The sequence below is a fragment of the Loigolactobacillus rennini DSM 20253 genome (assembly GCF_001436505.1).
In the GTDB taxonomy this organism is placed as follows: Bacteria; Bacillota; Bacilli; order Lactobacillales; family Lactobacillaceae; genus Loigolactobacillus; species Loigolactobacillus rennini.
In genome coordinates this window covers 1-26,973 of the sequence record NZ_AYYI01000074.1, presented here as the reverse complement: position 1 = coordinate 26,973, position 26,973 = coordinate 1, and the positions used below count along the sequence as shown (strand labels likewise).

30 protein-coding genes and 1 other RNA gene are annotated in these 26,973 nt (G+C 39.1%); 6 read left to right on the top strand and 25 right to left on the bottom strand.

The genetic code is table 11. The features are described from left to right. Window positions 1–81 precede the first annotated feature (81 nt). Genes tsaD through tsaB form a run of 3 tightly spaced genes read right to left on the bottom strand, consistent with a single transcriptional unit; the run spans window position 82 to window position 2,422 of the window. Entirely contained in the window at window positions 82–1,137 is a 1,056-nt protein-coding gene (gene tsaD, locus FC24_RS08825) for a tRNA (adenosine(37)-N6)-threonylcarbamoyltransferase complex transferase subunit TsaD (RefSeq protein WP_057874522.1), read from the bottom strand. A gap of 36 nt (window positions 1,138–1,173) precedes the next feature. Then, entirely contained in the window at window positions 1,174–1,713 is a 540-nt protein-coding gene (rimI, locus tag FC24_RS08820) for a ribosomal protein S18-alanine N-acetyltransferase (protein ID WP_057874521.1), read from the bottom strand. After that, on the bottom strand, window positions 1,697–2,422 hold the full coding sequence (gene tsaB, locus FC24_RS08815) for a tRNA (adenosine(37)-N6)-threonylcarbamoyltransferase complex dimerization subunit type 1 TsaB (protein ID WP_057874520.1): 726 nt from the start codon (window positions 2,420–2,422) through the stop codon (window positions 1,697–1,699). Before tsaB ends, rimI begins: the two co-directional genes overlap by 17 nt. A 272-nt stretch (window positions 2,423–2,694) precedes the next feature. Here tsaB and FC24_RS08805 point away from each other — a divergent pair, with 272 nt between their 5' ends. Then, entirely contained in the window at window positions 2,695–3,669 is a 975-nt protein-coding gene (locus FC24_RS08805; RefSeq protein WP_057874518.1) for an asparaginase, read from the top strand. Window positions 3,670–3,743: 74 nt separating this feature from the next. On the opposite strand, the gene galU is transcribed toward FC24_RS08805, so the two are convergent. The 6 genes from galU to FC24_RS08775 form a co-directional block, all read right to left on the bottom strand. Next, window positions 3,744–4,643: a UTP--glucose-1-phosphate uridylyltransferase GalU gene (gene galU / locus FC24_RS08800; protein ID WP_057874517.1), complete on the bottom strand. Its 900-nt coding sequence runs from the start codon at window positions 4,641–4,643 to the stop codon at window positions 3,744–3,746. A gap of 189 nt (window positions 4,644–4,832) precedes the next feature. After that, on the bottom strand, window positions 4,833–5,075 hold the full coding sequence (locus tag FC24_RS08795; protein WP_057874516.1) for a hypothetical protein: 243 nt from the start codon (window positions 5,073–5,075) through the stop codon (window positions 4,833–4,835). 446 nt (window positions 5,076–5,521) lie between these two features. Then, complete coding sequence (locus FC24_RS08790; protein ID WP_057874515.1) at window positions 5,522–6,937, bottom strand: flippase; 1,416 nt, start codon at window positions 6,935–6,937, stop codon at window positions 5,522–5,524. Beyond that, window positions 6,934–8,127: a hypothetical protein gene (locus FC24_RS08785; protein ID WP_057874514.1), complete on the bottom strand. Its 1,194-nt coding sequence runs from the start codon at window positions 8,125–8,127 to the stop codon at window positions 6,934–6,936. Before FC24_RS08785 ends, FC24_RS08790 begins: the two co-directional genes overlap by 4 nt. Window positions 8,128–8,138: 11 nt before the next feature. Then, window positions 8,139–8,753, bottom strand: coding sequence for a YveK family protein (locus FC24_RS08780; RefSeq protein ID WP_057874513.1), 615 nt, complete (start codon window positions 8,751–8,753; stop codon window positions 8,139–8,141). An 88-nt stretch (window positions 8,754–8,841) separates the two neighbouring features. Next, entirely contained in the window at window positions 8,842–9,774 is a 933-nt protein-coding gene (locus tag FC24_RS08775) for a glycosyltransferase family 2 protein (RefSeq protein ID WP_057874512.1), read from the bottom strand. 138 nt (window positions 9,775–9,912) lie between these two features. Between FC24_RS08775 and FC24_RS08770 the strand changes: the two genes are divergently transcribed. Beyond that, window positions 9,913–10,317 (top strand): GtrA family protein, encoded by a 405-nt coding sequence (locus tag FC24_RS08770; RefSeq protein ID WP_057874511.1) that lies wholly within the window; start codon window positions 9,913–9,915, stop codon window positions 10,315–10,317. A gap of 459 nt (window positions 10,318–10,776) precedes the next feature. On the opposite strand, the gene FC24_RS08765 is transcribed toward FC24_RS08770, so the two are convergent. From FC24_RS08765 to FC24_RS08695, 16 genes are all read right to left on the bottom strand, one after another. Then, window positions 10,777–11,508, bottom strand: a complete 732-nt coding sequence (locus FC24_RS08765; RefSeq protein WP_057874510.1) for an acyl-[acyl-carrier-protein] thioesterase — start codon at window positions 11,506–11,508, stop codon at window positions 10,777–10,779. A gap of 30 nt (window positions 11,509–11,538) precedes the next feature. Then, on the bottom strand, window positions 11,539–12,405 hold the full coding sequence (gene rsmI / locus FC24_RS08760) for a 16S rRNA (cytidine(1402)-2'-O)-methyltransferase (RefSeq protein WP_057874509.1): 867 nt from the start codon (window positions 12,403–12,405) through the stop codon (window positions 11,539–11,541). 33 nt (window positions 12,406–12,438) lie between these two features. Further along, window positions 12,439–12,795, bottom strand: coding sequence for a DNA replication initiation control protein YabA (locus tag FC24_RS08755; protein WP_057874508.1), 357 nt, complete (start codon window positions 12,793–12,795; stop codon window positions 12,439–12,441). Further along, complete coding sequence (locus tag FC24_RS08750) at window positions 12,770–13,603, bottom strand: PSP1 domain-containing protein (RefSeq protein WP_057874507.1); 834 nt, start codon at window positions 13,601–13,603, stop codon at window positions 12,770–12,772. Before FC24_RS08750 ends, FC24_RS08755 begins: the two co-directional genes overlap by 26 nt. 43 nt (window positions 13,604–13,646) lie before the next feature. Further along, complete coding sequence (holB, locus tag FC24_RS08745; RefSeq protein WP_235807365.1) at window positions 13,647–14,639, bottom strand: DNA polymerase III subunit delta'; 993 nt, start codon at window positions 14,637–14,639, stop codon at window positions 13,647–13,649. Window positions 14,640–14,642: 3 nt separating this feature from the next. Continuing rightward, window positions 14,643–14,972: a cyclic-di-AMP receptor gene (locus FC24_RS08740; RefSeq protein ID WP_057874505.1), complete on the bottom strand. Its 330-nt coding sequence runs from the start codon at window positions 14,970–14,972 to the stop codon at window positions 14,643–14,645. A gap of 39 nt (window positions 14,973–15,011) precedes the next feature. Then, window positions 15,012–15,653, bottom strand: a complete 642-nt coding sequence (tmk, locus tag FC24_RS08735) for a dTMP kinase (RefSeq protein ID WP_057874504.1) — start codon at window positions 15,651–15,653, stop codon at window positions 15,012–15,014. A 163-nt stretch (window positions 15,654–15,816) separates the two neighbouring features. After that, window positions 15,817–16,086, bottom strand: coding sequence for a YaaL family protein (locus tag FC24_RS08730; protein ID WP_057874503.1), 270 nt, complete (start codon window positions 16,084–16,086; stop codon window positions 15,817–15,819). Window positions 16,087–16,138: 52 nt separating this feature from the next. After that, the gene (gene recR / locus FC24_RS08725) at window positions 16,139–16,735 is read right to left on the bottom strand and encodes a recombination mediator RecR (protein WP_057874502.1); all 597 of its coding nucleotides are present in this window, start codon (window positions 16,733–16,735) and stop codon (window positions 16,139–16,141) included. A gap of 51 nt (window positions 16,736–16,786) precedes the next feature. Then, window positions 16,787–17,095, bottom strand: a complete 309-nt coding sequence (locus FC24_RS08720; protein WP_057874523.1) for a YbaB/EbfC family nucleoid-associated protein — start codon at window positions 17,093–17,095, stop codon at window positions 16,787–16,789. 38 nt (window positions 17,096–17,133) lie between these two features. Then, complete coding sequence (gene dnaX / locus FC24_RS08715; protein ID WP_057874501.1) at window positions 17,134–18,822, bottom strand: DNA polymerase III subunit gamma/tau; 1,689 nt, start codon at window positions 18,820–18,822, stop codon at window positions 17,134–17,136. A gap of 80 nt (window positions 18,823–18,902) precedes the next feature. Further along, window positions 18,903–19,003, bottom strand: an RNA gene (gene ffs / locus FC24_RS11370) — signal recognition particle sRNA small type. A gap of 35 nt (window positions 19,004–19,038) precedes the next feature. Beyond that, window positions 19,039–19,563, bottom strand: coding sequence for a tRNA adenosine(34) deaminase TadA (gene tadA / locus FC24_RS08710; protein WP_057874500.1), 525 nt, complete (start codon window positions 19,561–19,563; stop codon window positions 19,039–19,041). 75 nt (window positions 19,564–19,638) lie between these two features. Then, window positions 19,639–20,484, bottom strand: coding sequence for an aldo/keto reductase (locus FC24_RS08705; protein WP_057874499.1), 846 nt, complete (start codon window positions 20,482–20,484; stop codon window positions 19,639–19,641). 102 nt (window positions 20,485–20,586) lie between these two features. Continuing rightward, window positions 20,587–20,928, bottom strand: coding sequence for a hypothetical protein (locus FC24_RS08700; RefSeq protein ID WP_057874498.1), 342 nt, complete (start codon window positions 20,926–20,928; stop codon window positions 20,587–20,589). 87 nt (window positions 20,929–21,015) lie between these two features. Beyond that, a complete protein-coding gene (locus FC24_RS08695) occupies window positions 21,016–21,618 on the bottom strand; it encodes a class I SAM-dependent methyltransferase (RefSeq protein ID WP_057874497.1) in 603 nt (200 codons plus the stop codon). Between the two features lie 285 nt (window positions 21,619–21,903). Here FC24_RS08695 and nrdH point away from each other — a divergent pair, with 285 nt between their 5' ends. The 4 genes from nrdH to FC24_RS08675 all read left to right on the top strand — a co-directional run bounded on the left by nrdH (window position 21,904) and on the right by FC24_RS08675 (window position 26,565). Then, the gene (gene nrdH, locus FC24_RS08690) at window positions 21,904–22,131 is read left to right on the top strand and encodes a glutaredoxin-like protein NrdH (protein WP_057874496.1); all 228 of its coding nucleotides are present in this window, start codon (window positions 21,904–21,906) and stop codon (window positions 22,129–22,131) included. 124 nt (window positions 22,132–22,255) lie between these two features. Further along, window positions 22,256–24,427 (top strand): class 1b ribonucleoside-diphosphate reductase subunit alpha, encoded by a 2,172-nt coding sequence (gene nrdE, locus FC24_RS08685; protein WP_057874495.1) that lies wholly within the window; start codon window positions 22,256–22,258, stop codon window positions 24,425–24,427. A gap of 36 nt (window positions 24,428–24,463) precedes the next feature. After that, window positions 24,464–25,453: a class 1b ribonucleoside-diphosphate reductase subunit beta gene (gene nrdF, locus FC24_RS08680; protein WP_057874494.1), complete on the top strand. Its 990-nt coding sequence runs from the start codon at window positions 24,464–24,466 to the stop codon at window positions 25,451–25,453. A 281-nt stretch (window positions 25,454–25,734) separates the two neighbouring features. Next, on the top strand, window positions 25,735–26,565 hold the full coding sequence (locus FC24_RS08675) for a manganese catalase (protein WP_057874493.1): 831 nt from the start codon (window positions 25,735–25,737) through the stop codon (window positions 26,563–26,565). The last annotated feature ends 408 nt before the right edge of the window (window positions 26,566–26,973 follow it).

Here is a 26,973-nt window from a genome sequence, read left to right as displayed (position 1 = left end):
AAGTGATTAGAACTTTTATAATTAATTCACCAACAACAGTTGACGAAGAGCCCTAATTACTCACGGTACAGCCTCGTTTATTTATTTTGTAGTATTCGCCGCTAAATACGGAAATGACAAACTGGGATCAGCATTTAAATGAGCATCCCCGCGCACACCTTGTGCGTAAAGTACGTGCGCAGCCGCGCCGATCATTGCCCCATTATCGCCACATAAACGTAGCGGTGGCACAACAAAATCAAGTTCTAGGTCACGTTGTGCAATTTCTTGACGAAAGCGGTCACGCAAACCACTATTAGCAGCGACACCGCCAGCCATAATCAATTGTTGAACTCCATATTGTTTAACTGCACGTAGCGTTTTTGTGACGATGACATCAATCACGCTTGCTTGAAAACTAGCTGCCAAGTCAGCATGAGATAAGGCTTCACCACGCTGCTGGGCATTGTGAACGGTATTGATAAATGCACTTTTTAACCCGCTAAAACTAAAATCATAGTTGGCTTCTTTTATCATTGCCCGTGGAAAATGAAAACTATCTTGCCCTTGACTGGCTAAATGATCAATCTTACCCCCAGCAGGATAAGCTAATCCAAGCACCCGGCCCACTTTGTCAAACGCTTCTCCTGCAGCATCATCACGCGTATCACCGATAATTTCAAATTGACCAGCTGTACGCATATAAACTAGCTCTGTATGCCCACCTGAAACCAGTAGTGCAATTAGCGGATAAGTGAGTGGCTTAACCAATCTAGCAGCATAAACATGTCCTGCCATATGGTTTACGGGAATTAATGGCAACTGATGAGCAAACGCAATGGCTTTGGCCGCTGAAACACCAATTAATAAAGCACCAACTAATCCTGGTCCATAAGTTACTGCAACTGCTGTCAAATCAGCGTAAGTGACATGGGCCTGTGTCATAGCTTCCTCAGCACACAGCGTAATTTGTTCAACATGGTGGCGGCTAGCAACTTCTGGTACAACACCACCGAAACGTTTTTGACTATTAATCTGTGATGCAATCACATTAGCTAATATTTTTTCACCATTTTCAATGACAGCTACACTAGTTTCATCACAACTAGACTCAAAGGCTAAAATCAATTCACGTGTTTGTGAACTATTTTCCTGCATGATTGACTTCCTTCCCAATCCAAAACATATCGACTATTAAGTGAAAGGTAATACCATATTTAAAGCATCTTCGCGGTCTGCAACGTAGTAAGCACGCTTTACTTTACCGTCTTGAAAACCTAACGTGTGGTACAAATGCTTGGCAGGGGCATTACTCACCCGAACTTCTAACGTTAATTTTTTTGATGGTAGCTGTTGACTTTCACGGATCATCCACTGCATTAAAAAACGGCCAATCCCGCTATTTTGGTAACGCGGTTTAACTGCTAAATTGGTAATGTGTGATTCCTGAAGTGTTAACCAACAGCCAATAAAGGCAATAATCACTTCACCATCAACTAATGCAAGATAAAGCGTATCATCAACTTTACGTAATTCATTAGTAAATGCTGATCGGTCCCATGGCATTAATCCCGCATAACAATGTCGCTCTACTGCTAATAAAGCTTCAATATCTGCCACAGTTGCTCGCTTTAACCAAAATAAACGACCATCTAAGTTAACTTCTTGTGGTGTAAACTTAATTGGCGTTGGTAAAATTTCATGACAATACCATTGTCTAAATTTCTTCCACATAGGGCTCATGTCCTTCGTTATTCGGGTGATTTTTTAGCCAAGTTGCTTCTGCTTCAGTTTTACGTAGATAAGTAGGCACAAAACCATGTACATTTGCAATTGGCTGTGCTTGTTGTCCTAGCCAAGCTAATTGCTGACCTCGAGGTAGATTAGCAGCCTCTGGCGCTATCTTTGCTTGTTTACCACACATTTTTCTAATCGTATCGCTAAATACTGCCGTCTGGCCCACAAAAGTCAGTGGCTGTTTAGTTGCCAATAATTCAGGCAGCCAAGCCGCTAATTTAATGTGCCGATCTGATAATACAGAAACTAAATGGCCTTGTTGCCATTGGTAGGCACCAGTAAACACAGCCTGCCGTCTTGCATCAAATACTGGGACAATCAAACGCTGAGTTGATAAAACGTTACTAGCAATAACTGCTAAACTAGAAACCCCCACCAATTCTTTATTTAACGTCCAAGCTAGTGTTTTAGCAGTTGTCACTGCAATTCGAATTCCTGTATAAGAACCTGGGCCTTGAGCTACTGCAACGCGATCAATAGCCGCTGGTTTTAATTTTGCAGCTTGAAACAAATAAGTGATTGCCGGCATTAATCCTTCACTGTGGGTCTGCTTAATATTTAAAGTAATCTCACCTAATAATTGCTGATCTGACGCTAATGCGACTGTTAAAGCGCGATTTGACGTATCTATAGCTAGAACTAACATGAGTAACTTCCTTTATTAATCAATCTCATAACTATTTTGCTTTTTAATTTTAGCATAACCAAGTACCAATTTCAGCTGATTAAGCCAGAACTTGCACAATGGATTAGTTTACCCAATAAGCATAACGCAGTTACACTAACAGCACTAGTTAAATCTTGTTTAAAACTAACTGATTTTAAATCTCTTTACCTAGTTGCACCGCTACCCGTACAAACGGTAGAATACATTTATCACGTTTATTTACGCAAAGATAATTATTAAGGAGTCTTTTAATGAAACAACTGCTAATTTTACACACAGGCGGAACCATTGCGATGGCTAAAAATAAAAGCGGCGCGCTGGCACCGGGGGTCAATAATCCGCTAATGGCTTACAACGATTTACTTAAGGGAGACTACCAATTAAAAGTTGAAGAAATGTTCAACTTACCTTCACCACACATGACACCAACCCAAATGCTGCAACTTAAAGAAAGAATTGAAGAAGCAATCGCTGCGGGTGTCGCTGGTGTCGTTATTACACACGGAACTGATACATTAGAAGAAACGGCCTACTTTTTAGACCTAACTCTACCAAATACAATCCCCATTGTTGTAACTGGTGCCATGCGTTCTTCGGATGAAATTGGCTCAGATGGCTTATATAATTTAATTAGCGCGCTAAAAACTGCCGCAACACCTGCAGCAGCTGGTAAAGGTGTGTTAGTCGTATTAAACGATGAAGTACACAGTGCCCGTTTTGTCACTAAAACCCACACCACTAATGTCGCAACATTTCGCACCCCTACCTTTGGTCCTGTAGGCATTATGGAAAACGATGGCGTTAAATTCTTTCAACAATTAGTCCATCAAGCTTATTGCCCTGTTGACCATGTTGTCGACCACGTTTATTTGCTTAAAGCTTATGCTGGCATGGATGGCACTTTATTCAGTGCTTTAGATCAACCGTCTACTAACGGCCTAGTGATTGAAGGCACTGGGGCTGGTAATTTACCGCCACAAACACTGCCAGCAATTAAAAAATTAATCGCTCACCACATTCCAATTGTTCTGGTTTCCCGTTGTTTTAACGGTGTTGCCGAACCTGTTTATGGGTATCAAGGTGGTGGTCAGCAATTAGCTAAAATGGGTATTATTTTCTGCCAAGGATTAAACGGACAAAAGGCACGAATCAAATTAATCGTTGGCTTAGCTAATGGTAAAAAGAAACAAGCTTTAGCAACTTACATGCGTGATGCTATTTCTTAATTAATACATCATTTTAACTTAAAATCCCCAAGATCGGCTTAAATAGCCGATTTTGGGGATTTATTTTACCTTGATTATTTTTTTGCTTTCTTTTCGGCAGCCAATTGTTGTGATAATTTAATGATGTATTGCTTCAAATCAGCTTTAACCTCCGGATGACGCAGACCAAATTCGATATTAGTTTTTACATAACCAAATTTATTACCTACATCATACCGCCGGCCTTTAAATTCATGGGCAAAGACGCGCTGAATCTTGTTTAGTTCATCGATTGCGTCAGTTAATTGGATTTCACCACCAGCACCAGGCTTTTGTTGATCTAAAATATCGAAAATTTCTGGCGTTAATAAATAACGGCCAATAATTGCAAGATCGCTAGGTGCTTTGTCCACTGCAGGTTTTTCAACAAACCGACGTACATTGTACAGTCCCGGAAATTCTTCAGCTTCCGGATCAATCACACCATACTCAGAAACTTCGTCGTGGGGTACTCGCTTAACCGCTAATGTTGACGCATGCGTTTTTTCATAATCATTGATCAACTGCTTAGTTAACGGCACCTTATCTTCCATTAAATCGTCACCTAACATCACGACAAATGGCTCATTAGCAATAAAAGATTTAGCTAACCGAACCGCGTCACCTAAACCATTAGGATGTGATTGGCGAATGAAGAATAAATTGACTTTCATATTAGTCGTTTCTTGAACAACTTTTAACATCTCGTCTTTATGCTTTTTAATTAAATTTTGTTCCAACTCAGGTACCGAATCGAAGTGGTCTTCAATTGGCCGCTTACCTTTACCAGTAATGATCAAAAGATCATCAATACCAGAAGCTTGTGCCTCTTCAACAATAAATTGAATCGTTGGTTTATCCACGATTGGCAGCATCTCTTTAGCCATCGCTTTCGTTGCCGGTAAGAAACGTGTGCCTAAACCGGCCGCAGGAATAACGGCTTTATGTACGTTCATTCTAAAACCTCCAATAAACAGTATGTATTCATTATACAATAATTACTTCTTAGTTGCCTTAAAAATGCAAAATTTCGTAACCGGATACAAAAAAAGACCATGACAATCACATTTGATGCCATAGCCATTGATCCTTTAAAGCTAAATAATTGCAGTTTACAAAAATTACTTTAGCGCTATAAATCTTGACTAAAGTTTTAACATTTTGGTTAACTGATGGTAATCACTGGACGTTAATTGTTTAATGACCCGATTATAACGTGCCGGAATTTTGTCAGTTTGAAGCGGGGTAAAGTAGAAACCAGCATGCGCATTAGCCACGTAAGTCTCTAAATCAGGGTATGCTTCAATCTGTTCTTTGTGGGCAACTAAAAAGCTCTTAAATTGTTGTAATAATTCATAATCATTAACCGGCTTTGTCGTGGTGAACATGATAATCCCTCCTTGATTTAGTTCATAACACTCTACATATTTAAGCTAACGCGAATAAGCTAACATAGCAAGTTATCTGTTGTTATTATCATGAAAACTTAAGTTAGTCTTAGACAATGCCCATCATTTTCTTAGAAATAAGCATCTAAATGCTGCTATAACAACAATCAAGCTGATTAAGAAATTCATAATTAAGCTTGGGTTTTCCACTATTTAACTGATTTTTAAATTAACATTCATTGTTGGTAAAAGAAATAATTTGGAAGCCCATTCTAAAAATATTTTTATCTGAAAAAGCGCAGTGGTTTACTGAAAAACAGTGTTTTACATTAAGAACCCATGCCTAAACAGTTAAAGATCAAAACCTAACAGCATAATGTTATCTTCTCTAACATAAAAATTGTGTGCACTAAAATCTAATAAATTCTAGTGCACACAATTACGAATCAACTAAATAACAGTTGTTTAGCTTGTTTAATAATTTTAGCGCGTAAAACGAATACTAAAGCCACATAAATAATAACGCCACTGCCTACTTCTAGTAACAACCACATAATATTAAAGGGATGATTGATATTTAACCATAATACAACGACAAACATCACTAGCCCCGCAAGTATGTATTTCCATAAATCGGCAAATAATTGCCGCATTTTAATATCATGGCGAACCACGAAAAGCTGGTAACCCGTGACACTCGCTTCTGAAAAAACAGTAGAGACAGAAGCACCTGCCGCACCCCAAAACATAATTAAGGGCACGTTTAAAATTAAATTAACGATTGCGCCAATTGTAACAGAAACCGTAAAATCTCGGTTACGGTTTGTTGGCATTAAGTACTGCATCCCTAAGACATTACTCCAAGCAATCATTAAAATTGCTGGTGCTTCTAGCATAATTAAAGTATTAGTGGCAGCAAACTTAGCGCCAAAAAACCAAACCGCAAATTTAGGTGCGATCGCTGCTAATCCTAAAAACATTGGAACAGATGCGGCAGTGACAAAATCAAACGAACTGTATAAGTAGCGATTAACTTGTGCTTTATCGCCTTGAGCAAAAGTATGCGCCACTCGTGGTAGCATTACCGTACCGGTCGCCGTTACAACAGCTAGTACCATCTTAATAATTTTGTCAGAATTATCGAAAAAACCCGCCGCAGTGACACCAGTAATTTTCCCTAACATGGTTTTATTCAACACTAAATAAATCTGGGTAGCAATTTGCGGAATAAATAACACTAACGCTGGGCGCAAATGTTGTAATAAATCAAAGCCGTGCCAAGAAACTTTCACCAAATGGCGGCGCAAAAAAGGCCATAAAGATAAATTACCTAATAATTGTGAACCCGAAATAATTAAGATGTAAACGGCTAAATCTTGCGCTGTTTTCACAAAAGTAAAAATCAAAATAACTGAAGCCACTTTAACAATCGTATTTCGCAACACTGTCGTTCTAAAGTCTTCTAAGCCCATAAAGAACCACGAAATATCAAAAGCTGCTGCCGTAATTAACAACGATTGCATCAACAAATAAACATGATATTGCTTAGTCCAATTAAGAAAAATAAAAAAAGCCGTTTCTGCTAAAACAATTGCTAAAATACGTAACAACTCAATTTCCCAAAAAATTTGACTCATCTTTTTAGGATTGTCACGGAAAAAAGCAATTTCACGGTTACCGTACATATTAATGCCAATACTACCAAATAAAACAAAGTATTGAATAATCGAATTCGTATACGCGTTAATTCCCACACCGCTTGGTCCGATGACCCGTGCAATGTAAGGCGTGGTAATTAATGGTACGATTAACAAAAAAATTTGATAACCGGCGTTATAAAGATAGTTTTTAACGACTTTCATAAAATGCCTCGTTTCCAAATAACAGTTGGCTGCTGTAAAGTTTTAGTGTCCGCTAGTAACGCTAAGATAAAAATATTATATGAGATGTCCAATAAATGTTGATCTACAATACAACTAATCGCAGTAACTGCAATAATTAGCGGCAATAAATAATTTTGCTGCTGAACTTGACGCCAAGCAAACCAAGTATATGCAATTAACAAGATTAACGACACAATGATTCCAAAAGTTAGCAAAGTGTTTAGGTACGCCGAATCAATGTAGAAATATTCCTTGTTCGCCACATTATTCATAAATTGTTTAATTCCTTGACTGCCACCCCAACCATTAACATGTACGACTTGTCCCAGCAACTGTGGCTGATAACGGTCTAATGCTAATCGCCCTAAGCGTAACCTAGAAGACAATAACTGATTCAATTGTGCCAACCATTTAATTTTAGGCGAATAAAAATAGCTTAAACCAAGAGAGAGTAAGGTACAAACAAACATAGCAGCCACACTTAATTTGCCTACCCAAATCGCAGGCTTAACGCCCTTCAAAATGAGCTGATAAATCAATAAGACGATTAACAACAAAATAATTAAAATAACATCCAGTCTAACATCACAATAAACATCGATAAACCAAGCTGCAAATAAGCTGATTAAGTAATCAAACCATTTAAAATGACCTTGTTTGACCACAGCATAAGTTAATAGCAAATAAAAAATATGAGCCGCAAAATCTGTTGGGTATTGAATGCCAAAAGAATTCCGATAGGCACCGTCCCGGATAAATTGTAAATTCGGAATCAGCTCAAACTGCGCCGATAAAACAATTAACCCTAACGTTAGCACACCAAGAAATAAGGCTGTCTTTGCAATTTCATTGAAAGGCACTTGACGCGCACCCAAAATCAATAAAGTTACAGCGATCAATACATAACGACCAGAAGTACGAGCACTCAATAAACTGATTGCAAATATTGCGAGTAATAATAACCATTGACCAAAACGATAATGATCAAAAACGATAATTTTAACTAATAGTAAAGGTGCCACAATTGCCAAGACCAATAAATCAAAGCGAACTGGCAAAAAATCATTGTACATCGATGTTGCAAAAAAAGCATAAATAAAATATAACCCGAATGCAGTTAAATATAAGCCATTGGCAGTGATGACGCGAGACGTTGATTTTGTTAACATCAGTTACCCCCTCAACAGCGCCAAGCCGCTAAAACAAATACTGCTAGTAAACCTAAATACAGGCCAAATAATAAACCACCGATGGTTATTTTGGGCACGCGCTGCCCGTTAATTAATGATGCTTGCTGCTGGTTAGCCCAGGTTACAATGTGTACCTCACCACTGTTTGGCGCTAATTTTGGTAAGTGTTGTTGCACCGATTTAGCTAATAAATTAACTGTTTGTGTAGCTAAATACGGCGTACGCCCTTGTGCTTTAATTTTTAAAGTTAATGTGTTTGCGGGTACATGGGTTGTAATACCAGCCGCTAAGGTTTCTTGATTTCCCTGATATTTTGGTAACTTAGTTAACTGCTTTTGCACAGGAGCCAGGATTTTCGGACTAGTCATTAATTTACGATAAGAAGCCATTGCCATGATATCGGCTTGACGCTGATTAGGATCATTATTAGGATGATAAATCATTACCGTACTAGATGCTTGATAAGTTGGCACGGTCGTTTTTTGGCCCCAGAAAAAAGCCCCTATGGTAACGATTAAAGCCGTCAACACCCAAACATACCAATAATGCAGTAATGCGCGTAAAAAATCATGAAATGACATTCCTGTAGCTGTTAAATTATCCATTCCCAGATCCTCCAGAACCCATTTAAAATATGACAAACAATTACTAGTTTAACAAAAAATAACTTAAGAATTAGTTAATTTTAAGCCATTACTTCTTTTCTTTAATGATATAAATTGGTCGGTGCTTTGCTTCAAGGTAGATATTACCAATATATTTACCCACGATTCCTAAACAAAATAGTTGTAAACCGCCAATCATCAAAACAATCGAGGCCAATGAAGCCCAGCCCATGACGGGATCACCAAAAATCATTTTACGAACAATGATAAATATCATGGCTAAAAGCGCAACAATAAACGATGCAATACCAATAAAGGAGGCCAGCACTAATGGGGCATCAGAAAAATCAACAATCCCATCAAGGGAATAACTAAATAACTTCCAAAAAGACCAAGAAGTACTGCCTGCAACACGGTCCCGATTTTGATAACTTAAATATTTGGTCTTAAAACCAACCCAACTAAAAATTCCTTTAGAAAAACGATTATATTCAGGCATAGCCAAAATCGCATCGACTACTTGGCGCGTCATCAGCCGAAAATCCCGAACACCACTTTGAATCGGCGTTGAAGAAATTTTATTGATAAACCAATAAAATGCGTTCGAAAAAAAAGACCGAATAGCAGGTTCCCCTTCACGGTTGACGCGTCGTGTGCCAACCACATCATAGCCTTCGTCCTCGATCCCTGCTAACATTTCTGTCAGTTGTTCTGGTGGATCCTGCAAGTCAGCATCCATCACTGCGACATAATCACCTGTAGTTGCTTGTAAACCAGCGTAAAGCGCGGCTTCTTTACCAAAATTACGAGAAAATGAAATATAATGAACTTGTTGCGGATCTTTTTGTTGTAGTTGGCGTAATTCAGCCAATGTATTGTCACGCGAACCATCATTAACAAACCAGTACTCTAAAACCGCACCACGTAATGCTGGCTTAACCTGCTGCAAAGCTTTGTAAAATAACGGCAATGTCTCCTCTTCATTAAAACAAGGAACTACAAGTGAAATTGTCTTAACCATTTTATCCTCCATAGTTATCTAATAATCTGTACTTAATTATCGTTGAAATCACGACTAACATCAAGCTTCACTTACCGAGGTTGACACTACTACCAGATACAGGTAAGTTAAATAGGTTAGAAAAAGGAGCCAACGTCAATGATATCATTATTTAAAAAATACCAATCTGTCATCGCCTATCTTTTTTTCGGCGGTCTAACCACATTAGTTAACATTATCACGTTTGCGATTTTGCAACCGATTATGAATTACCAGTTTGCTAATATTTTAGCCTGGATTGCCTCTGTTTTATTTGCTTACGTCACCAATAAGCTCTGGGTCTTTTCTTCAAAGACTCACGGCTTACTAGCTTTATTTAAAGAAATGGGCGCATTTTTCTTTTTCCGTGTCCTCTCGCTCTTAATGGACATTGTCATCATGTGGCTCGGTATTTCCGTTTTAAACGCCAATCCACTACTAACTAAAATTATTGACAATGTAATTGTGGTGATTGCTAATTATTTTTTTAGTAAATGGTACATTTTTAAGAGTATTCATAAGTAAATTTATATTATATTTTATATGTTGATCTAGATGAAATCTAATTATTCATTTATTAACACTAAGTGTGAGTAATCTACTAGGAAAAAAGTTAAATAAGATACTTTCAAAATATATTATTACTTCTAGTTCAATTAATTGTTGAACAAACTTAACAAAGTAATATGAAGGCAGTGATTTCTTAGACGATATATAATCTAATAAACCACTGCCTACTCTAAAATATCACTATATTAATCTTTACCATTACCTTACGCTTTAAACTATTATTAATAGTAGTCTAGAATATTTAAAACTTGCTACCGATTAAGACTATTCCAAAACGTATTTATTCTAAAAGCCTATCTTCTATAATGAAATTATAACTATCGAGAAAAACTAACTCAAGTCATGAATCCATCTTAAAAAATATACCAACCCCACACCCTTCTTTCTTCATAACCATTACTAAAAACTTAAACTTTAGTGCCGATTTTTCCAAGTTACTTCTGCTTCTGCACATTGACGCTCTCCTGTACTAATCCGATGACGACTAATTAATCCTTGTTGCTGAAATTGACTTTGAGCAAGATCGTTAACCGTCAATTCATGTTCATAACGAATGTTAATTTCTGCTAAATCATGCGCCATTAAAAATGGCATCCCTAAATGATCAAACATCCAATCAAAATAATGGACATTATTAACGTGCTGATTCGCATCAATATCATAATAACGTACTCGATAAGGACGCTTAGCAATGTCAGCATTAACATGGTGAATCCGGGGGAAATGTTTAATTCCCTTCATAAACGGGGCTTTATATTTGGCGACGATCTCTGGAATAATAGCCACCATTTGCCGAGTTTTATAGCTCATCATGACCCACGCACTATGAATCGTTACTAAACGATTACCCTTCTGATCAGTTACCCAAAAATCGCGGTAGCAAAAATATTTATTGTATCCGGTGGCCATTGTCGCAAAAGTAACAGTTTCGTCTACTTTTGGCATCCGATTAACGTTAATTTGGTATTGTGTTACTACCCAACCGACTTGATGCTGTTGCATAAGCTCATTAGTAATACCTAATTCTTCGTTTTGATGTTCAGACACTAAAATGGCGACATTTACTAGCATAGCTAAGGTCATTTGTTTTTTAGTATCTCCTTGGTAATAAGCAATCTGATGTGCCTCTTGATAAATTGTAGCCATTTTACGCCTCCTTAATTAAGGTATGCTACATTAAAATTGATGGTAAGCACGGTAAACTTCTTGCTTAGCCACTTGCCGTTGTTTTGCTACCATCTTAATGGCAGTTTTAGCTGGATGACCTTCTGTCACTAATTGTGCCACATAATCATGCAGGTTTAAATGTTGATAAGCATCGGCACGCGTTTGTGGGTAGGGGTTGCCTGCAATTAATAAAACAAATTCACCCCGCGGCTGATGCTGATCAAACCATGCTTTAGCCTCTGCCAACGTGCCGCGTAAAAATGATTCATATTTTTTTGTGAGTTCTCGGGCAAGCACAATTTGTCTATCTTCACCAAAAGCGAGACTAAGACTAGCTAATGTTTTTAACAAACGGTGTGGCGCTTCATAAAAAATAAGCGTTTCTGTTCGGTTTTTTAGCGGTGCCAACGCCGCAACTTGTTGCTGCGTTTTACGCGGTAAAAAGCCATAGAAATAAAACGGCTGTGGTGCTAAGCCAGAAGCAATTAAAGCGGTCAAACCAGCGTTAGCACCAGGTAACGGTACTACTGGAATACCATGCTTAATGGCAGCAATCACCAATTCCTTGCCTGGATCACTAATCGACGGCATACCAGCATCACTAACCTGTGCCAGCGATTGTCCAGCATTTAAAGTCGCAATTAATTGTGGTAACCGTGCTTGTGTATTATGTTCATGAAAGCTGATTTGGCGAGTCGTAATCTGAAAATGTTTTAAAAGCCGTTGCGTATTTCTAGTGTCCTCTGCTGCGATTAAATCAACTTGCTGAAGTACTTTAATGCTACGAAAAGTCATATCATCTAAGTTGCCAATGGGCGTAGGCACCAAATAGAGTGTTCCCGTCGTTTGCTTTGCAAAACTACGTTGTGTTTGCATAAAATCTTCCTTTTCAATTCACATTCAACTATTTTAGCGCCGTTCCCCATAAATCACATCTAGACAGAAAGCACATGGTTCATCATCATCTAATCGAGAACCGTACATTTGATTACAGACATGAAAACCGGCTTTGTAAAGCTTTTTTAAATTAGCACGTGATTTCGATAGACGTGGGGCTGCAGCTGTTTTAGGACGTTCACTTTTTTTATCCGCTGCCGCTTGAATCTCTTGCAATCGCTCCCGTAAATGCTGGTTTTCAATTTCTAATTCGGCATCTCGCTCTAAAACTTGCATCAGATCCGTTTGCATCTCATCAATTCGCGCCAACATACGCTTGGCATCAGCTTCTAGTTGGACGAAACTATCGTACAGCTTTTGTTTCTCCAATTTTTTCACCCTTCTTAGTCTGCTGTTTGATCTCTGCCAAATCATAATCTACTGCTACTTCACGCCCATCAAGTCGTATGTGTAAGACGTGTGCTAATAAATTCATTCCTACAACTTTTCCAGGACCATCTACAGTTAACACACGAGCCCCATAATCGGGCAAAGCCGCTTTAGCTGCTTCATAAGTTTCATCTTCAAACTGTAAGCAACACATTAAACGACCACATAAACCAGAGATTTTAGTTGGATTAAGGGACAATTTTTGATTTTTTGCCATCTTAATCGACACAGGGACAAATTCACCTAAAAAAGTTGTACAACACAAACGTCGGCCACAAGGACCAATACCACCTAAAAGTTTTGCTTCATCCCGTACACCGATTTGCCGTAATTCAATTCTAGTTTTAAAAATACTTGCAAGGTCACGAACTAATTGGCGAAAATCAATTCGTCCTGCCGCTGTAAAATAAAAAATCAATTTATGCTTGTCTAAAGTATAATGTGCACTAGTCAACTTCATTTTTAAGTGGTGTTCCCGCACTTTTTGACGTGCTAGGTACAATGCTTCAATAGCCGCTGCATGATTACGTGTAGCACGTGCCAAATCAGTGGTTTCTACTGTTCTTTCCACTAAAATATCATCTAATGCAACAGTTTCTGGTGCTAACTGGCAAATTTTTAATACCTGTGCAATATCATGACAATGATTATATTGAACCACAACTTGCTTACCTGGTTGTACTTTTAACTGAAGTGTTGTCCAATGTGTTTGTCCCGTTTTGTGAAAGTTTAACTGCATCACTTTCATTTGATCGCCAACCTTTCAAACAACCCAACCCAAATTTAACTTTCTAATCGTTTGATTTAGCCAAAAGATGTAAAGTTAACTGCTCCAAAGTATTTTGAAAACTGACATTTGCATTTAAATATTTTTGAGCGGCCAAAGCTTGTTGCAATTGATTCATCAGCTGTGGCGTCGTTATTTGTTCCGCCCAAGTTGATAATTGTGATCGTGCTTCAGGAAAGCTTAAATCTTCCGTTTGCCCAAACTGAACCGCTAACACATCTTGTAATAACAACAAAACTAAACTGAGTACTTTTTCTTGCACATGTCGCTCTTTAGCTAGCGGTGACAACTGTGTCTGTACATCAATAAAAGCTAACGCATTTTGGTTTTGAATGTGGTTGAACCATTGCCACACCTTTTCCTGTAACGGAACAAACCAATTGCTAGCTTGCCATTCCTTGGCAGCCGTCAAACTATTGGTCATGTGAGCTAATAAAGCTGCCGTGGCTGGTTTAATGCCAGCCGCCTTTAACTGCTCAATTAATTGGGGCCGTGGCAACTGGGAAAACTCAACAATCTGCAACCGAGAAATAATCGTCGGTAAAAGTTGTCCCTTGGCTGTTGTGGTTAAAATCAAATAGGTTTGCGGTGCTGGCTCTTCTAAGAATTTTAATAAACCATTTGCCGCGCCTACCGTCATTTTATCAGCATCCTGGATGATAAAAACACGTTGGTTAGTTTCCATTCCGCTTTTAGTTAGCTCTTGCTTAAGGTAGCGAATTTGATCAATTTTTAAACTATTACCTTCTGGTGCAATCTTAACCACATCTGGATGATTGCCACTTAAAATTCGCTGACATTCACGGCAAGTACCATCTGGCACGCCATTTTTCACATGTTGACAAAATAATCGCAATGCAATCCAAGTTGCTAATTCCCCTTTACCAGTACCGGCTGGACCACTGAATAAATAGCCTTGGCTTAACTGTTTGCGCTCAATGACACTCTGAAATAATTTAATTAATTTTGGCTGTAATGTTTCAATTTTCAAACTCATCACCTAGAAACGGTGGAATTGCTCAACAGGTAGTACAAACACAGTTGCGCCACCCACTTGAACCTCTATCGGATAAGTACTTTCGCCACCAACCGTATTATCTAGGCTAACTGGTGGTGTCATGAATTGTTCCCGTTTATGTGAAGTTGCTTTAATAATTTCTAAAACTTCATTCACCCGTTCATCAGCTATCCCAATAATAAAAGTTGTATTGCCAGATTTTAAAAAGCCCCCAGTAGTCGATAGTTTAGTTGCTTGAATGTTATTATCAACAAATTTAGCACTCAACCGACTACTATCTTTATCTTGTACAATTGCAAAGATCATTTTCATCTTTCGTCACTCCTCAAAACTGTTTAGCTGCCGTTTACTTTATTTAAACCAAGCCGGATAAGTTCTTATAATCATTTGTTGACAATCAGCAATCACTGTCGTTAATGCTTGTGTTGCATCAATTATTTTAATACGGTCAGGATGCGATTTCGCTAAATCCAAATACGCTTGACGAACTTTTTGGTGAAAAGAAAGTGCTTCTTGATCTAGCCGATCATTTTGTTCCTGCCGATGAGCAGCAATTCGAGTTAAACCTAATTTAGATGGTACATCTAAGTATAATGTGAGATCTGGCGTTAATTGTTCAGTTGCAAATTCATTCATTTTCGCTACTGCAGAAATGCCAATTTGTCGCCCTGAACCTTGATAAGCCAGTGAACTATCAACAAAGCGATCACAAAGTACAATTTTATCCGCTGCTAACACTGGACGAATTTTTTCAACAATATGTTGCCGGCGTGCTGCTGCATATAATAAAGCTTCGGTCCGCTTATCCATCGCAGTATTTTTAGGGTCAAGAATAATTCGCCGAATGGCTTCCGATATTGGATTTCCACCAGGTTCTCGTGTTTCAATAATTTGTTTTTGTGCCTGTTGCTTCAACAAAGGGAGTAATTGTGCTAAGACACTAGTCTTACCAGCACCATCAGGCCCTTCAAATGTGATGAATAAACCTGCCAAGTCGATTCCTCGATTCTATAACATTTCTGAATTCTATCATTAAAGTTACTTTTATTCTACTTTAAGTTCGCAAACCTGTCTAATCTGAATTTGAATCAACCAGATAGCTTAACTAAACAAAAAGACTAAAACTAACTTGTTAGTTCTAGCCTGTTCAGTCACTTTAACCTAAAAAGTCGTGTTCAACACGAGCCGCTCCTGGCATTAAGCGGTCACCTTTAGTACCACGAATCCGTGCCTCGTGGTATAAAAACAAATATCTTGCTCGCGCTAATTGCGTTAACGCAATTAATTCTTCATCAGCATCATCAATTGAAGTCACCGTTTCTTTTGCGCGATTCCATTCCGTCATCGCCTCATAGATTGCGCTGAGTAGCTTTTCGTCATAGATTTTTTGTAGTTCAGAACGTTGATCTTGCTTACGCTTAAACATCCAAATACCTCTTTCCGCCACTACTTTAAAGATGGTGCTCAAGATTCCTTAATTACATTTCTTGTCGGCCTTCAACAGCTTTCATCAAGGTCATTTCATCAGCATACTCAATGTCACTGCCAACCGATAGGCCATGTGCTAACCTTGTGACCTTAATTCCAGCTGGCTTAATCAATCTTGACAAATAAGTGGCTGTTGCTTCACCTTCTGGTGTTGCATTTGTTGCAATGATCACTTCTTTTATGGCATCATTTTGCAGCCGTTTTAATAAACTAGCAATGTTGATATCTTTGGGACCCTTCCCCTCAATTGGGGATAAAACGCCGTGTAAAACATGGTATAACCCATGATATTCATGCATCCGCTCTAAAGTCATAATGTCTTTAGGCGTTTCAACCACCAAAACAGTGCTTTGATCTCGCTGTTTGTCTCGACAAATTAAACAAGGGTCCTCTTCAGTGATATTGCCACAAATACTGCAATAGTGTAAATCACGCTGAGCAGCCACCAATGCTTTCGCAAAATCTGTCACATCATCCTGCTGCATATCAATCGTATAAAAAGCCAGTCGCGTCGCTGTTTTATTACCAATCCCTGGCAGTTTCATGTAACTTTCAATTAATTTTGCAATTGGTTCAGGGTATTGCATGGCAAAGTTCCTTTCTGTGGTAATAAGTGAAAACACATCAGCTTAGAAAGGCTACATTCCCGGAATTCCACGAGTATATTTACCCATTTTTCGTTCTGTTTCTTGATCAACGTTTTTTAATGCTGCATTGACCGCCATAATAATCAGATCTTGTAGCATATCTGGATCATCAGGATCAATCGCTTCAGGCTTAATGACAATATCACGCATTTGCTTGTCACCGCTAAATTTAACGACGACTGCATCATCGCTAGCCGTGCCAGTAAATTCTTGTTCATTTAATGCCTTTTGTGCTTGTGTCATTTCCTTTTGCATTTTCTTCATTTGTTTCATCATACCTTGCATATTTCCACCGCGCATCATTAAACATCAATCCTTTCAAATTTCTTAAAGATTTACTAATCGTCTTTTACTTCAACGTAATCACTACCAAATAATGATTTTGCTTGGCTAATGACTGGCGCTGTTTTTGACTTAGTCTTTGCTTCTGTTGTTTTTTGTGTGCCACGCCGATGTTGCTCAATGTAAGATTGCCGGACCTGCGGCCATTCTTCCTGTGGAACAAAAATAATTTTGGGGGCAGTTCCAATCAACCGATCCAAGCCATTTTCCAATGCATCTACCATGGCTTGATTGCTGCTTGCTCTTCCTAGCAAAAAGTCACTATCAAATGACACGACAACCCCTTCAGGACTAGCTGCCACAGGCTTAGAAGCATGCATCAGTGCCCTTTGCTGGGGCGGAAGCTGTTGTAATAATTCAGTCCAAACAGATTTTAGCTGGTCTAAACTTGCTTTTGTAGCCTGGTCTAATACTGGAAAAATAGCTGCGACGTTTGCGTGCTGTGTTTCCTTGCGCCGTGTTTTTGGCTTAGCCGTGGCTTTAATTGGTTGTTTAATGCCTTGAGTTTGTAGTTGAGAAAGTTGCTGCTTTAACTGAGTGATTTCTTCTTTTAGTTGTGTTAATTGCTTTGTAACATTAGGAACAGCTGCTGACTGTTGTTTTTGTGGCTGACATAATTTGACAGTTGCTACTTCCAAATAAATATCGGGATGGTTGGTAAACCTTAGTTGTTTTTGACTATCACTTAATATGTCAATCATCCAGTACAACGCCGGTGCCGTAAAATCTTGACTTAACTGTTTAAATTGCCCATCTACTGTTCCTAATTCAATTTGCTCAACCATTTGCGGTGCTTGTTGATAAAGCAATAGATCCCGACTGTATTCAATCAAGTCTTCAATGAAACGCCCCATATCTTTGCCAGCAGCCAATACTTGCTGTAGTAATTTTAAAGCTTTTGTAGTCGTTTGCGTATGCACAGCTTGCATATAATCACCCAATAGCTGTTGTGTCGTGCTACCCGTGACTTGCAAAGCATTTTTTAACGTCACATGATTATCGCTAAATGACAACACTTGATCTAAAATACTTAAGGCATCCCGCATCCCACCTTCGGCAGCTTTAGCGATCGCCTTTAACGCCGGTTCTTCAAACGTCATTTCTTTTTGCTTTAAAATATCAGCCATCCGAGAATAGATTGCTTGGGCTGAAATGCGCTGGAAATCGAATCGTTGTGTTCGTGAAATAATGGTTAACGGAACTTTATGCGGTTCAGTAGTCGCTAAAATAAAAACGACGTGGCTCGGTGGCTCTTCAAGTGTCTTTAATAATGCATTAAACGCACCAGTCGACAGCATATGCACTTCATCAATAATGTAAACTTTGTAAGGTGCACTGGTTGGTGCGTATTTTGCTTTATCCCGGATATCCCGGATTTCATCTACCCCATTATTTGACGCCGCATCAATTTCAATCACATCATTTAAAGTACCTGCCGTAATGGCACGGCAAGACTCACAATGATTACAAGGCTCGCCAGCTTTTAAATTAGGACAATTAATCGCTTTTGCTAATATTTTAGCCGCCGACGTTTTACCAGTTCCCCGGGGACCGGTAAATAAATAAGCGTGGCTAGTCTGATGTGCATCAAGGGCATTACGCAAAGTTTGTGTAATGGTTTCTTGACCCACAATATCTGCGAAACGCTGTGGGCGCCAAACTCGATATAGTGCTTGATAGGCCAAACCAATGCTTCCTTTCTATCGTAAAAAGCAATCATGTCAAAATAAAAGCTCTTAGTTTACGGTCAACTAAGAGCTGTCTCAAATTCAAAATAACAAAAGGCACATGACGCATCCTACTTAGTGCTGCTTTCTTCCGAACCTGACACGATTCATAAGCGCACCATTGCCTTAAGGCCTTACGGCACTACTTATTATATTAGATTTATTCTGAAAAAGCTAGCCCTTTGCGCCATCTTCTGTTAATTTTTTTCTTTTTGCTTTAGTTGCTTTACGTTGTTCACGAATTGCTTTAAAAAATTGTTTGAGTTGGTGACGAGATTCTGTTGCCAACAAACCACTTTCCACCTGAGCTTGATGATTAAATCGCTGATCCGTCAATAAATTCATAAACGTCCCAACTGTCCCAGCTTTAGGGTCAGGCGCCCCATAAAAAACAGCAGCTAAACGCGCATTAATGATTGCACCACTGCACATTGCACAAGGTTCAAGCGTTACAAATAATGCTGCTTCTTCTAAGCGCCAGCTTTTTCGAAACAAACAGGCCTCTTGAATAGCAATAATTTCTGCGTGCATAGTGGCATCTTGTGTGTGTTCCCGTAAATTATGACCGCGACCGATAATCTGCCGGTGCCACACCACAACTGCACCAATTGGTACTTCACCAATTTCAGCAGCTGTCCGTGCCTCAAATAAAGCTTCTTGCATATAATGGACCTTTTCTGCCACCGTGAAGTTTTCCATTAAAAGTCCTCCATCACTGATGAACAATACCTAATCACTTGTTCTTCTAGTCTAGCATATTTTTTGGCAGAAAAATTAAATGATTTCTAAAGGCCGTTTGGTGGTTGGAGCTGGAAATTCACGATCGATTGCAGCCAACTGTTTATCAGTTAATCGTAAGTTTGCAGCCGCAATGTTAGCCTGCATATGTTGCCATTGACTAGTTTGTGGAATTGCCAATACACCAGGGTGCCGTAATGTCCATGCCAATAGAATTTGGTACGGCGTGGCATTTTGCTCCTGCGCAATTTGTTTCACGACCGAATTGCCGACTAATTGCCCGCGCTGATCTCCTTGAGCAACTGGCGAATAAGCAATAAAAGGCAATTGTTGTCGCTGCTGCCATGGCAACACGTCGTATTCTATACCGCGTGCTCCTAAATTATACAAATCCTCATTTGCTGCCACTTGATCACCATTAGTGATTTGTTGTAATTCTAATAAATCTGGCTGATCAAAGTTAGAAACACCCCAATGCCGGATTTTACCAGCTTGCTGCAACGCAACTAAGCCTGCAACAGTTTCTGCTAGCGGTACACGGCCACGCCAATGTAACAAATATAAATCTAGATAATCTGTTCCCAAGCGCTTCAAACTGGCTGTTAAGCTTTGTCGCATCCGGCTTTTAGTCGCATTTTGAGGATAAAACTTCGAAATAAGAAACAATGATTGTCTGGCATAAGGGGCAATCGCCTTCCCAACCAAAGTTTCGGAACGCCCAGCACCATACATTTCCGCGGTATCAATCACCTTCAGCCCATGATTAATACCGTATTGAATTGCTTTGATCTCGGCCGCTTGTTTAGCTGGCTGATCTCCCATGTGCCAAGTACCGATGCCTAAAACAGGTACTTGATCTGATTGAAATTTAAGCTGTCGCATAAGCTCCTCCTCACCCCAAATTAAACTATCTTGTTTTAACCCACTAATTAAAAAGCTGCAACCGCATATTATTGGGCTGCAACTTTACTTTGAGTTTCAAAATTAATGACGACGTACCTTTGCTGCATACTCAGTCAATAAATCACGCAATTCATTAGCTGTGTCTTTAACAGGGCCAGAATAACGGCCAACACGCTCCCGAACATCACCAAATTTATGCGCTACTTCTAATAAATGGTCAATGTCATCATCAGTTAACCGATCAACAAAATCCAGCAACCGTTGATTACCGTTTAAATTATCTTTAACGTAAGCTTTAACCCGTGAGCGGTTCCGATAGCGCTGTAGCTTATCAACTAACGCATCAGCGGCTAAATACGCACCGGTCGCTGCAACAATAGCCGTCACACCAACCCCAAGTAAAAATTTTTGTCCTGTTTTCATTAGAGCGCCTCCTCATAATTTCAACACGTTACAAGTACTTGAATCACTGATTTAAGTTTACCACAATCCTAGCCCCAAACGCAGTCATTACGCCCGAACGCTTTGCAAAATAAAATAGCCCTTATTCTTAGCCAATACTTGCACATTGCCAAAGACCCGCTGCATTTCACGTTTCGCTGATGGTGCACCTTGCTTTTTTTGAATGACAACAGTTAAAGTCCCTTGAGGCAATAAATGGGCATGTGCACCAGCCAAAATACCAAACACAACTTTTTTACCGGCACGAATGGGTGGATTCGTCACAATTGCAGCATATTTTTTAGTTACTGCTGAATATTGATCAGATGAAAAAATGGTCACATTAGTAATATGATTGCGGGCTGCGTTTTGTTTAGCTAATTTTAAAGCTAGCTCATTAACATCTGTTAAATCCACGTGCCGCTGCGGCTGTTCTTTAGCTAAAGTTAGCCCAATTGGCCCATAACCAGCCCCAACATCTAGGATGTCCCCCGTTGGTAAATTTGCAAACGAAAACGTGGCCAACAAAGTTCTAGTACCAAAATCAACGGTATGCTTGGAAAAAACACCGTTATCTGTCACAAAATTTAGGGATTGTCCGCGTAGTTCAAACGACCAAGCATATTCCTGATGATGAACATCTGGTGCCTTGGAGTAATAATAATTTGTCAACTTAGAATTCCTCTTTTCATTGTCACTAGTTAAGTTTACATGACTAAATTAAAACCGTGCTAAATAAATTTTCCTACAGGTCTTTTTTTGTGTTAGACTTATTTTAACAGAAAGTTTTGGCCAAACAATCGCACACCACATTTTGTGTTTTATAAATGTTACAAACACAAAATGTGGTGTTTTTTCGTTGATTTTTTGTAAGCTAGCCATTATACTATGTACATAAAGTCGAAATGAAACACTGCTGATGCTTCAGTAGTGAGTTTAATAAAAGGGTTGATCACAATGAAGAATTTAACGATTTATACTAAAAACGGTTGTATCCAATGTCGGATGACAGAACGTTTTTTAAAAGAACACGGCATTCCTTATGTCGAACACAATATTGATCAAGAACCAGAATACATTGATTATCTAAAAGCTAAAGGGTATCAAGCAACACCAGTAGTTGAAACAGCTGATACAAGCTTCTTTGGCTTTCGTCCAGACCAGTTACGTCAATCAGCCAGTTAAGCAACTTTATAATTCGAGTTGGCGTCGCTTAAGGTCAAGCATGAGACTGGAATGAATCTAATTTATTCTAGTCTTTTTTATTTTTGCAAGCCATAATGGCTACACATAGAAAGTGGGGATTTATTTGTCTTTAAAAACAATTGATACACAAGATGTTACTTATTATGCGCTGAATAATGAAATCAATATTCCCGTAGATGGGCAAATTCCGCTCAACAAAGATAAAGAAGCATTAGCCGCTTTTCTAAAAGAAAATGTTCAACCTAACACAAAAAAATTCCCAGATTTTAAAACTAAACTGGATTTTTTGGTTACGCATAACTATTTAGAAAAAGGATTTTTAGAAAAGTATTCCTTCAACTTTATCGAGTCCTTACATCAGGAACTATTAGACGCTAAATTTCATTTTAAATCTTTTATGGCGGCTTACAAATTCTATGCACAATACGCCCTAAAGACTAACGATAACGCCTATTATTTAGAAAACTTTACTGAACGGGTCTTATTTAATGCCCTTTATTTTGCCGATGGCAATCAACAAGTTGCCCGCGACATTGCCGCTGAAATGATCCACCAGCGTTATCAACCGGCAACGCCAAGCTTTTTAAATGCTGGCCGCGCCCGGCGTGGTGAATTAGTTTCTTGCTTTTTACTGCAAGCAACCGATGACATGAACTCAATCGGCCGCACCATCAATTCTGCCCTTCAGTTATCACGCATCGGTGGTGGCGTTGGTATCACCTTATCCAATTTACGTGGTGCAGGCGACCCGATTAAGCATGTAGAAGGTGCCGCCTCTGGTGTCTTACCTGTAATGAAATTATTAGAAGATTCCTTTAGTTATTCCAACCAACTAGGACAACGACAAGGTGCCGGTGTGGTTTATCTCAACGTCTTTCACCCTGATATTATTTCCTTTTTAGGGGCTAAAAAAGAAAACGCTGATGAAAAATACCGCCTTAAAACTTTATCCTTGGGTGTCATTGTGCCTGACAAATTTTACCAACTTGCCCGGCAAAACGCCGACATGTACCTATTTAGTCCTTATGACGTTGAACGTACCTATGGTAAACCATTTTCTTACGTTGATATTACAAAAGAATACGATAACATGGTTGCCAATCCGAAAATTCGGCACAAAAAAATTAAGGCGCGCAACCTTGAAAATGAAATCAGTAAATTACAGCAAGAATCTGGCTACCCCTACATTGTCAACATTGACACGGCAAACCGGGCTAACCCAATCGCTGGTAAAATCATCATGAGTAACTTATGTTCTGAAGTTTTACAAGTACAACAGCCATCCATTATTGATGACGAACAACATTACCAAAAACTCGGTACTGACATCAGTTGTAATCTAGGTTCAACCAATATTCCAAATTTGATGCATTCACCTAATTTTGGTCATTCCATTGAAACTATGGTTCGGGCGTTAACTTTCGTAACCGATCATTCTAACATCGATGTTGTGCCATCTGTCCAACACGGCAACCACCAAGCACACACCATTGGCTTAGGCGCCATGGGACTACACAGCTACTTTGCTAAGGAACACATTATGTATGGCGATCAGGTCAGTTTAGATTTTACTAACATTTACTTTATGCTACTAAACTACTGGACATTAAAAGCATCAAATGAGATTGCCCGCGAACGGCACCAAACTTTTGCTAATTTTGAAAAGAGTGATTATGCCAACGGTAGTTACTTTGATAAATATGTCCAACAAACTTGGCAACCAAAAACGGCAAAGGTAAAGGAATTGTTTAAAAACATTTTCATCCCGACGCAAAAGGATTGGCAAGCATTAAAAGAAGCGGTCATGCAAGATGGCCTCTACCACCAAAACCGTTTAGCCGTTGCGCCTAATGGCTCAATTTCGTACATTAATGATACTTCAGCTAGTTTACAGCCGATTATTAATAAAATTGAAGATCGCCAAGAAAAGAAAATTGGAACCATTTATTATCCAGCGCCTTATTTATCCAACGAAACCCTGCCCTACTACACATCTGCATATGACATGGACATGCGCCACGTCATTGATATCTACGCCACTGCCCAACAACATGTAGATCAAGGAATGAGTATGACGTTATTTATGCGCTCAACGATTCCTGAAGGGTTATACGAATGGAAAAAAGGCGACACTAACAAAATGACGACCCGTGACCTTAACATTTTGCGGAACTACGCTTATAACAAAGGCATCAAGTCCATCTACTACATTCGGACTTACACCGATGATGAAAATGAAATTGGCGCTAATGCATGTGAAAGCTGCGTTATTTAGGTCACTAATTTTTAAGGTACAGAAAGGAATGGCACCATGGCAGAAAAAGGTTATCAAGCAATTAATTGGAATGAAGTGTCTGACGCAATTGACAAAGCAACTTGGGAAAAACTAACAGAACAATTTTGGCTGGACACGCGGATTCCGGTATCAAATGATTTAGACGACTGGCGGACGTTAGATGATACCCACCAGTGGCTAGTAGGCCATGTTTTTGGTGGCTTAACATTACTGGACACCCTCCAATCGCAAGATGGTCTAGCAGCTTTGCGACATGACGTGCGGACACAACACGAAACAGCCGTCTTAAATAACATTCAATTTATGGAATCTGTCCATGCCAAAAGTTACTCCACCATTTTTTCAACTTTAAACACAGATGCAGAAATTACTGAAATTTTCAATTGGAGTGATACAGAAGAATATTTGCAAAATAAGACGCGCTGGATCAACGATATCTACCATGATTTTTCAGATCCATTAAAACAAAAAGTAGCCAACGTTTTTCTAGAAACTTGCTTATTTTATTCTGGTTTTTACACACCGCTTTATTATCTCGGAAATAATAAACTGGCTAATGTCGCCGAAATCATTAAGCTCATTTTACGAGACGAATCCGTTCACGGCACTTACATTGGTTATAAATTCCAATTGGGCTATAATCAACTTAGCCAAAATGAACAACAAAAAATGCAGGATTGGTTATTTGACTTTCTTTATAAGTTATACGCTAATGAAGAAAAATACACACATTTATTATACGATCAAGTTGGCTGGACTGAAGAAGTCCTCACCTTTGTCCGCTATAATGCTAACAAAGCCTTAATGAATTTAGGTCAAAACCCACTTTTTCCTGATACTGAAAGTGATGTTAACCCAATTGTAATGAACGGTATCTCTACTTCGACTGCTAACCACGACTTCTTCTCACAAGTAGGTAACGGTTACCGCTTAGGCGAAGTTGAAGCAATGCAAGACAGTGATTATCAAATCGGAGCACCTAAAGAACCCAAACCAAAAAAATAAAGGTCTTATACAAAAGAGCTGTGACAAAAGTAATACTTTTGCTGCAGCTCTTTTTGGATTACAAAATATACAACGTGAAATAACCATTTTTACACACTCGCTTTTACGGTTAATTGGCAATATGCAGACTCACGATGCATAATTATTGCATTTCATAAGCCATTCCCGTAAATTCAAACTACCCCCAAAACGGATAGGAGGTGGCGACTCACCTAATTTGATTTTAATTAGCCACAATTTAATGCAAACAACTAATCGAGCCACGAAAGCGAGGAAAACGCATGTTTATTCACAAAAAACCACTACAGTTTGAAGCGCAACCTGACCGCAGCGACCCCTTAGTTGCCAAATATTTACAAGAGCTAATCGGTGGCCAATACGGTGAAATGAGTGTCGCCATGCAGTACCTTTTTCAAGGTTGGAGTTGCCGGGCAGACGAAAAATACAAAGATATGATTATGGACATTGCGACTGAAGAAATCGGCCACGTTGAAATGTTAGCGACCATGGTGGCTCGCCTGTTGGAAGATGCACCTGTTGAAAAGCAACAAACCGCACTTGAAAAGGATCCCGTTGTAGGTGCAATGATTGCCGGGATGAATCCTCAGCACGCCATTGTGGCTGGTTTAGGTCCTCGTCCAGCCGACAGTGTTGGTAATCCTTGGAGTGGCGCTTATATCATTGCTAGTGGTAATTTATTAGCCGACTTTCGAGCTAATTTAAACGCAGAATCACAAGGCCGCCTGCAAGTGACCCGCATTTACGAAATGATTGATGATCAAGGTGTGAAGGATCTCCTGTCAGTTTTAATTGCCCGGGATAGCTACCATCAAAACCAGTGGGCAGCCGCCATTAAAGAGCTAGAAGATCAGGAGGGCACGATCTTGGTTCCTAGTACTTTCCCACGGGACAAAGAACGGCGTGACATCGCCTATGATTTTTACAACTTTTCTGAAGGTGAAGCCAGTAAAGATGGTCGTTGGGCTTCCGGTAAAGCCTTAGATGGTGAAGGTGACTATCATTATCATACGAAACCAAAAGTCGAAGGCAAAGAACCAAAATTAAAACCTGTAACACCTAAAATGTACGGAACGCCTAAAGACGTGAAGTAAATTTCAAAACAAATTTTTGATAATTAGAGGCTACAACAAAAGTGATATTTTGTTGTAGCCTTCTTTTGGTTACAGATATTACCCAAAAGCGCATACCAGCAGACCAACTGTTAAGCTTTGATAATAATCTTCTCAATTTTCTTAGCCATTCTAATGGTTTAGTCACACCGTAATTCTTCGAAATGAGAGTTGTTACCACATCTTGAATATAATCGTGTAGTCGAAGCTAGCTGCTTTTTTTAATAAAATAGATTTCTTATAATCACGCCAAATTTTACTGGTAAACGTGTAATTTAAAACGGTAAATAAATCAATCTCGTTTTTAAATACATTTTCAATCAGACACCAAAAATGGGCTCTTCGTCAACTGTTGTTGGTGAATTAATTATAAAAGTTCTAATCACTTTG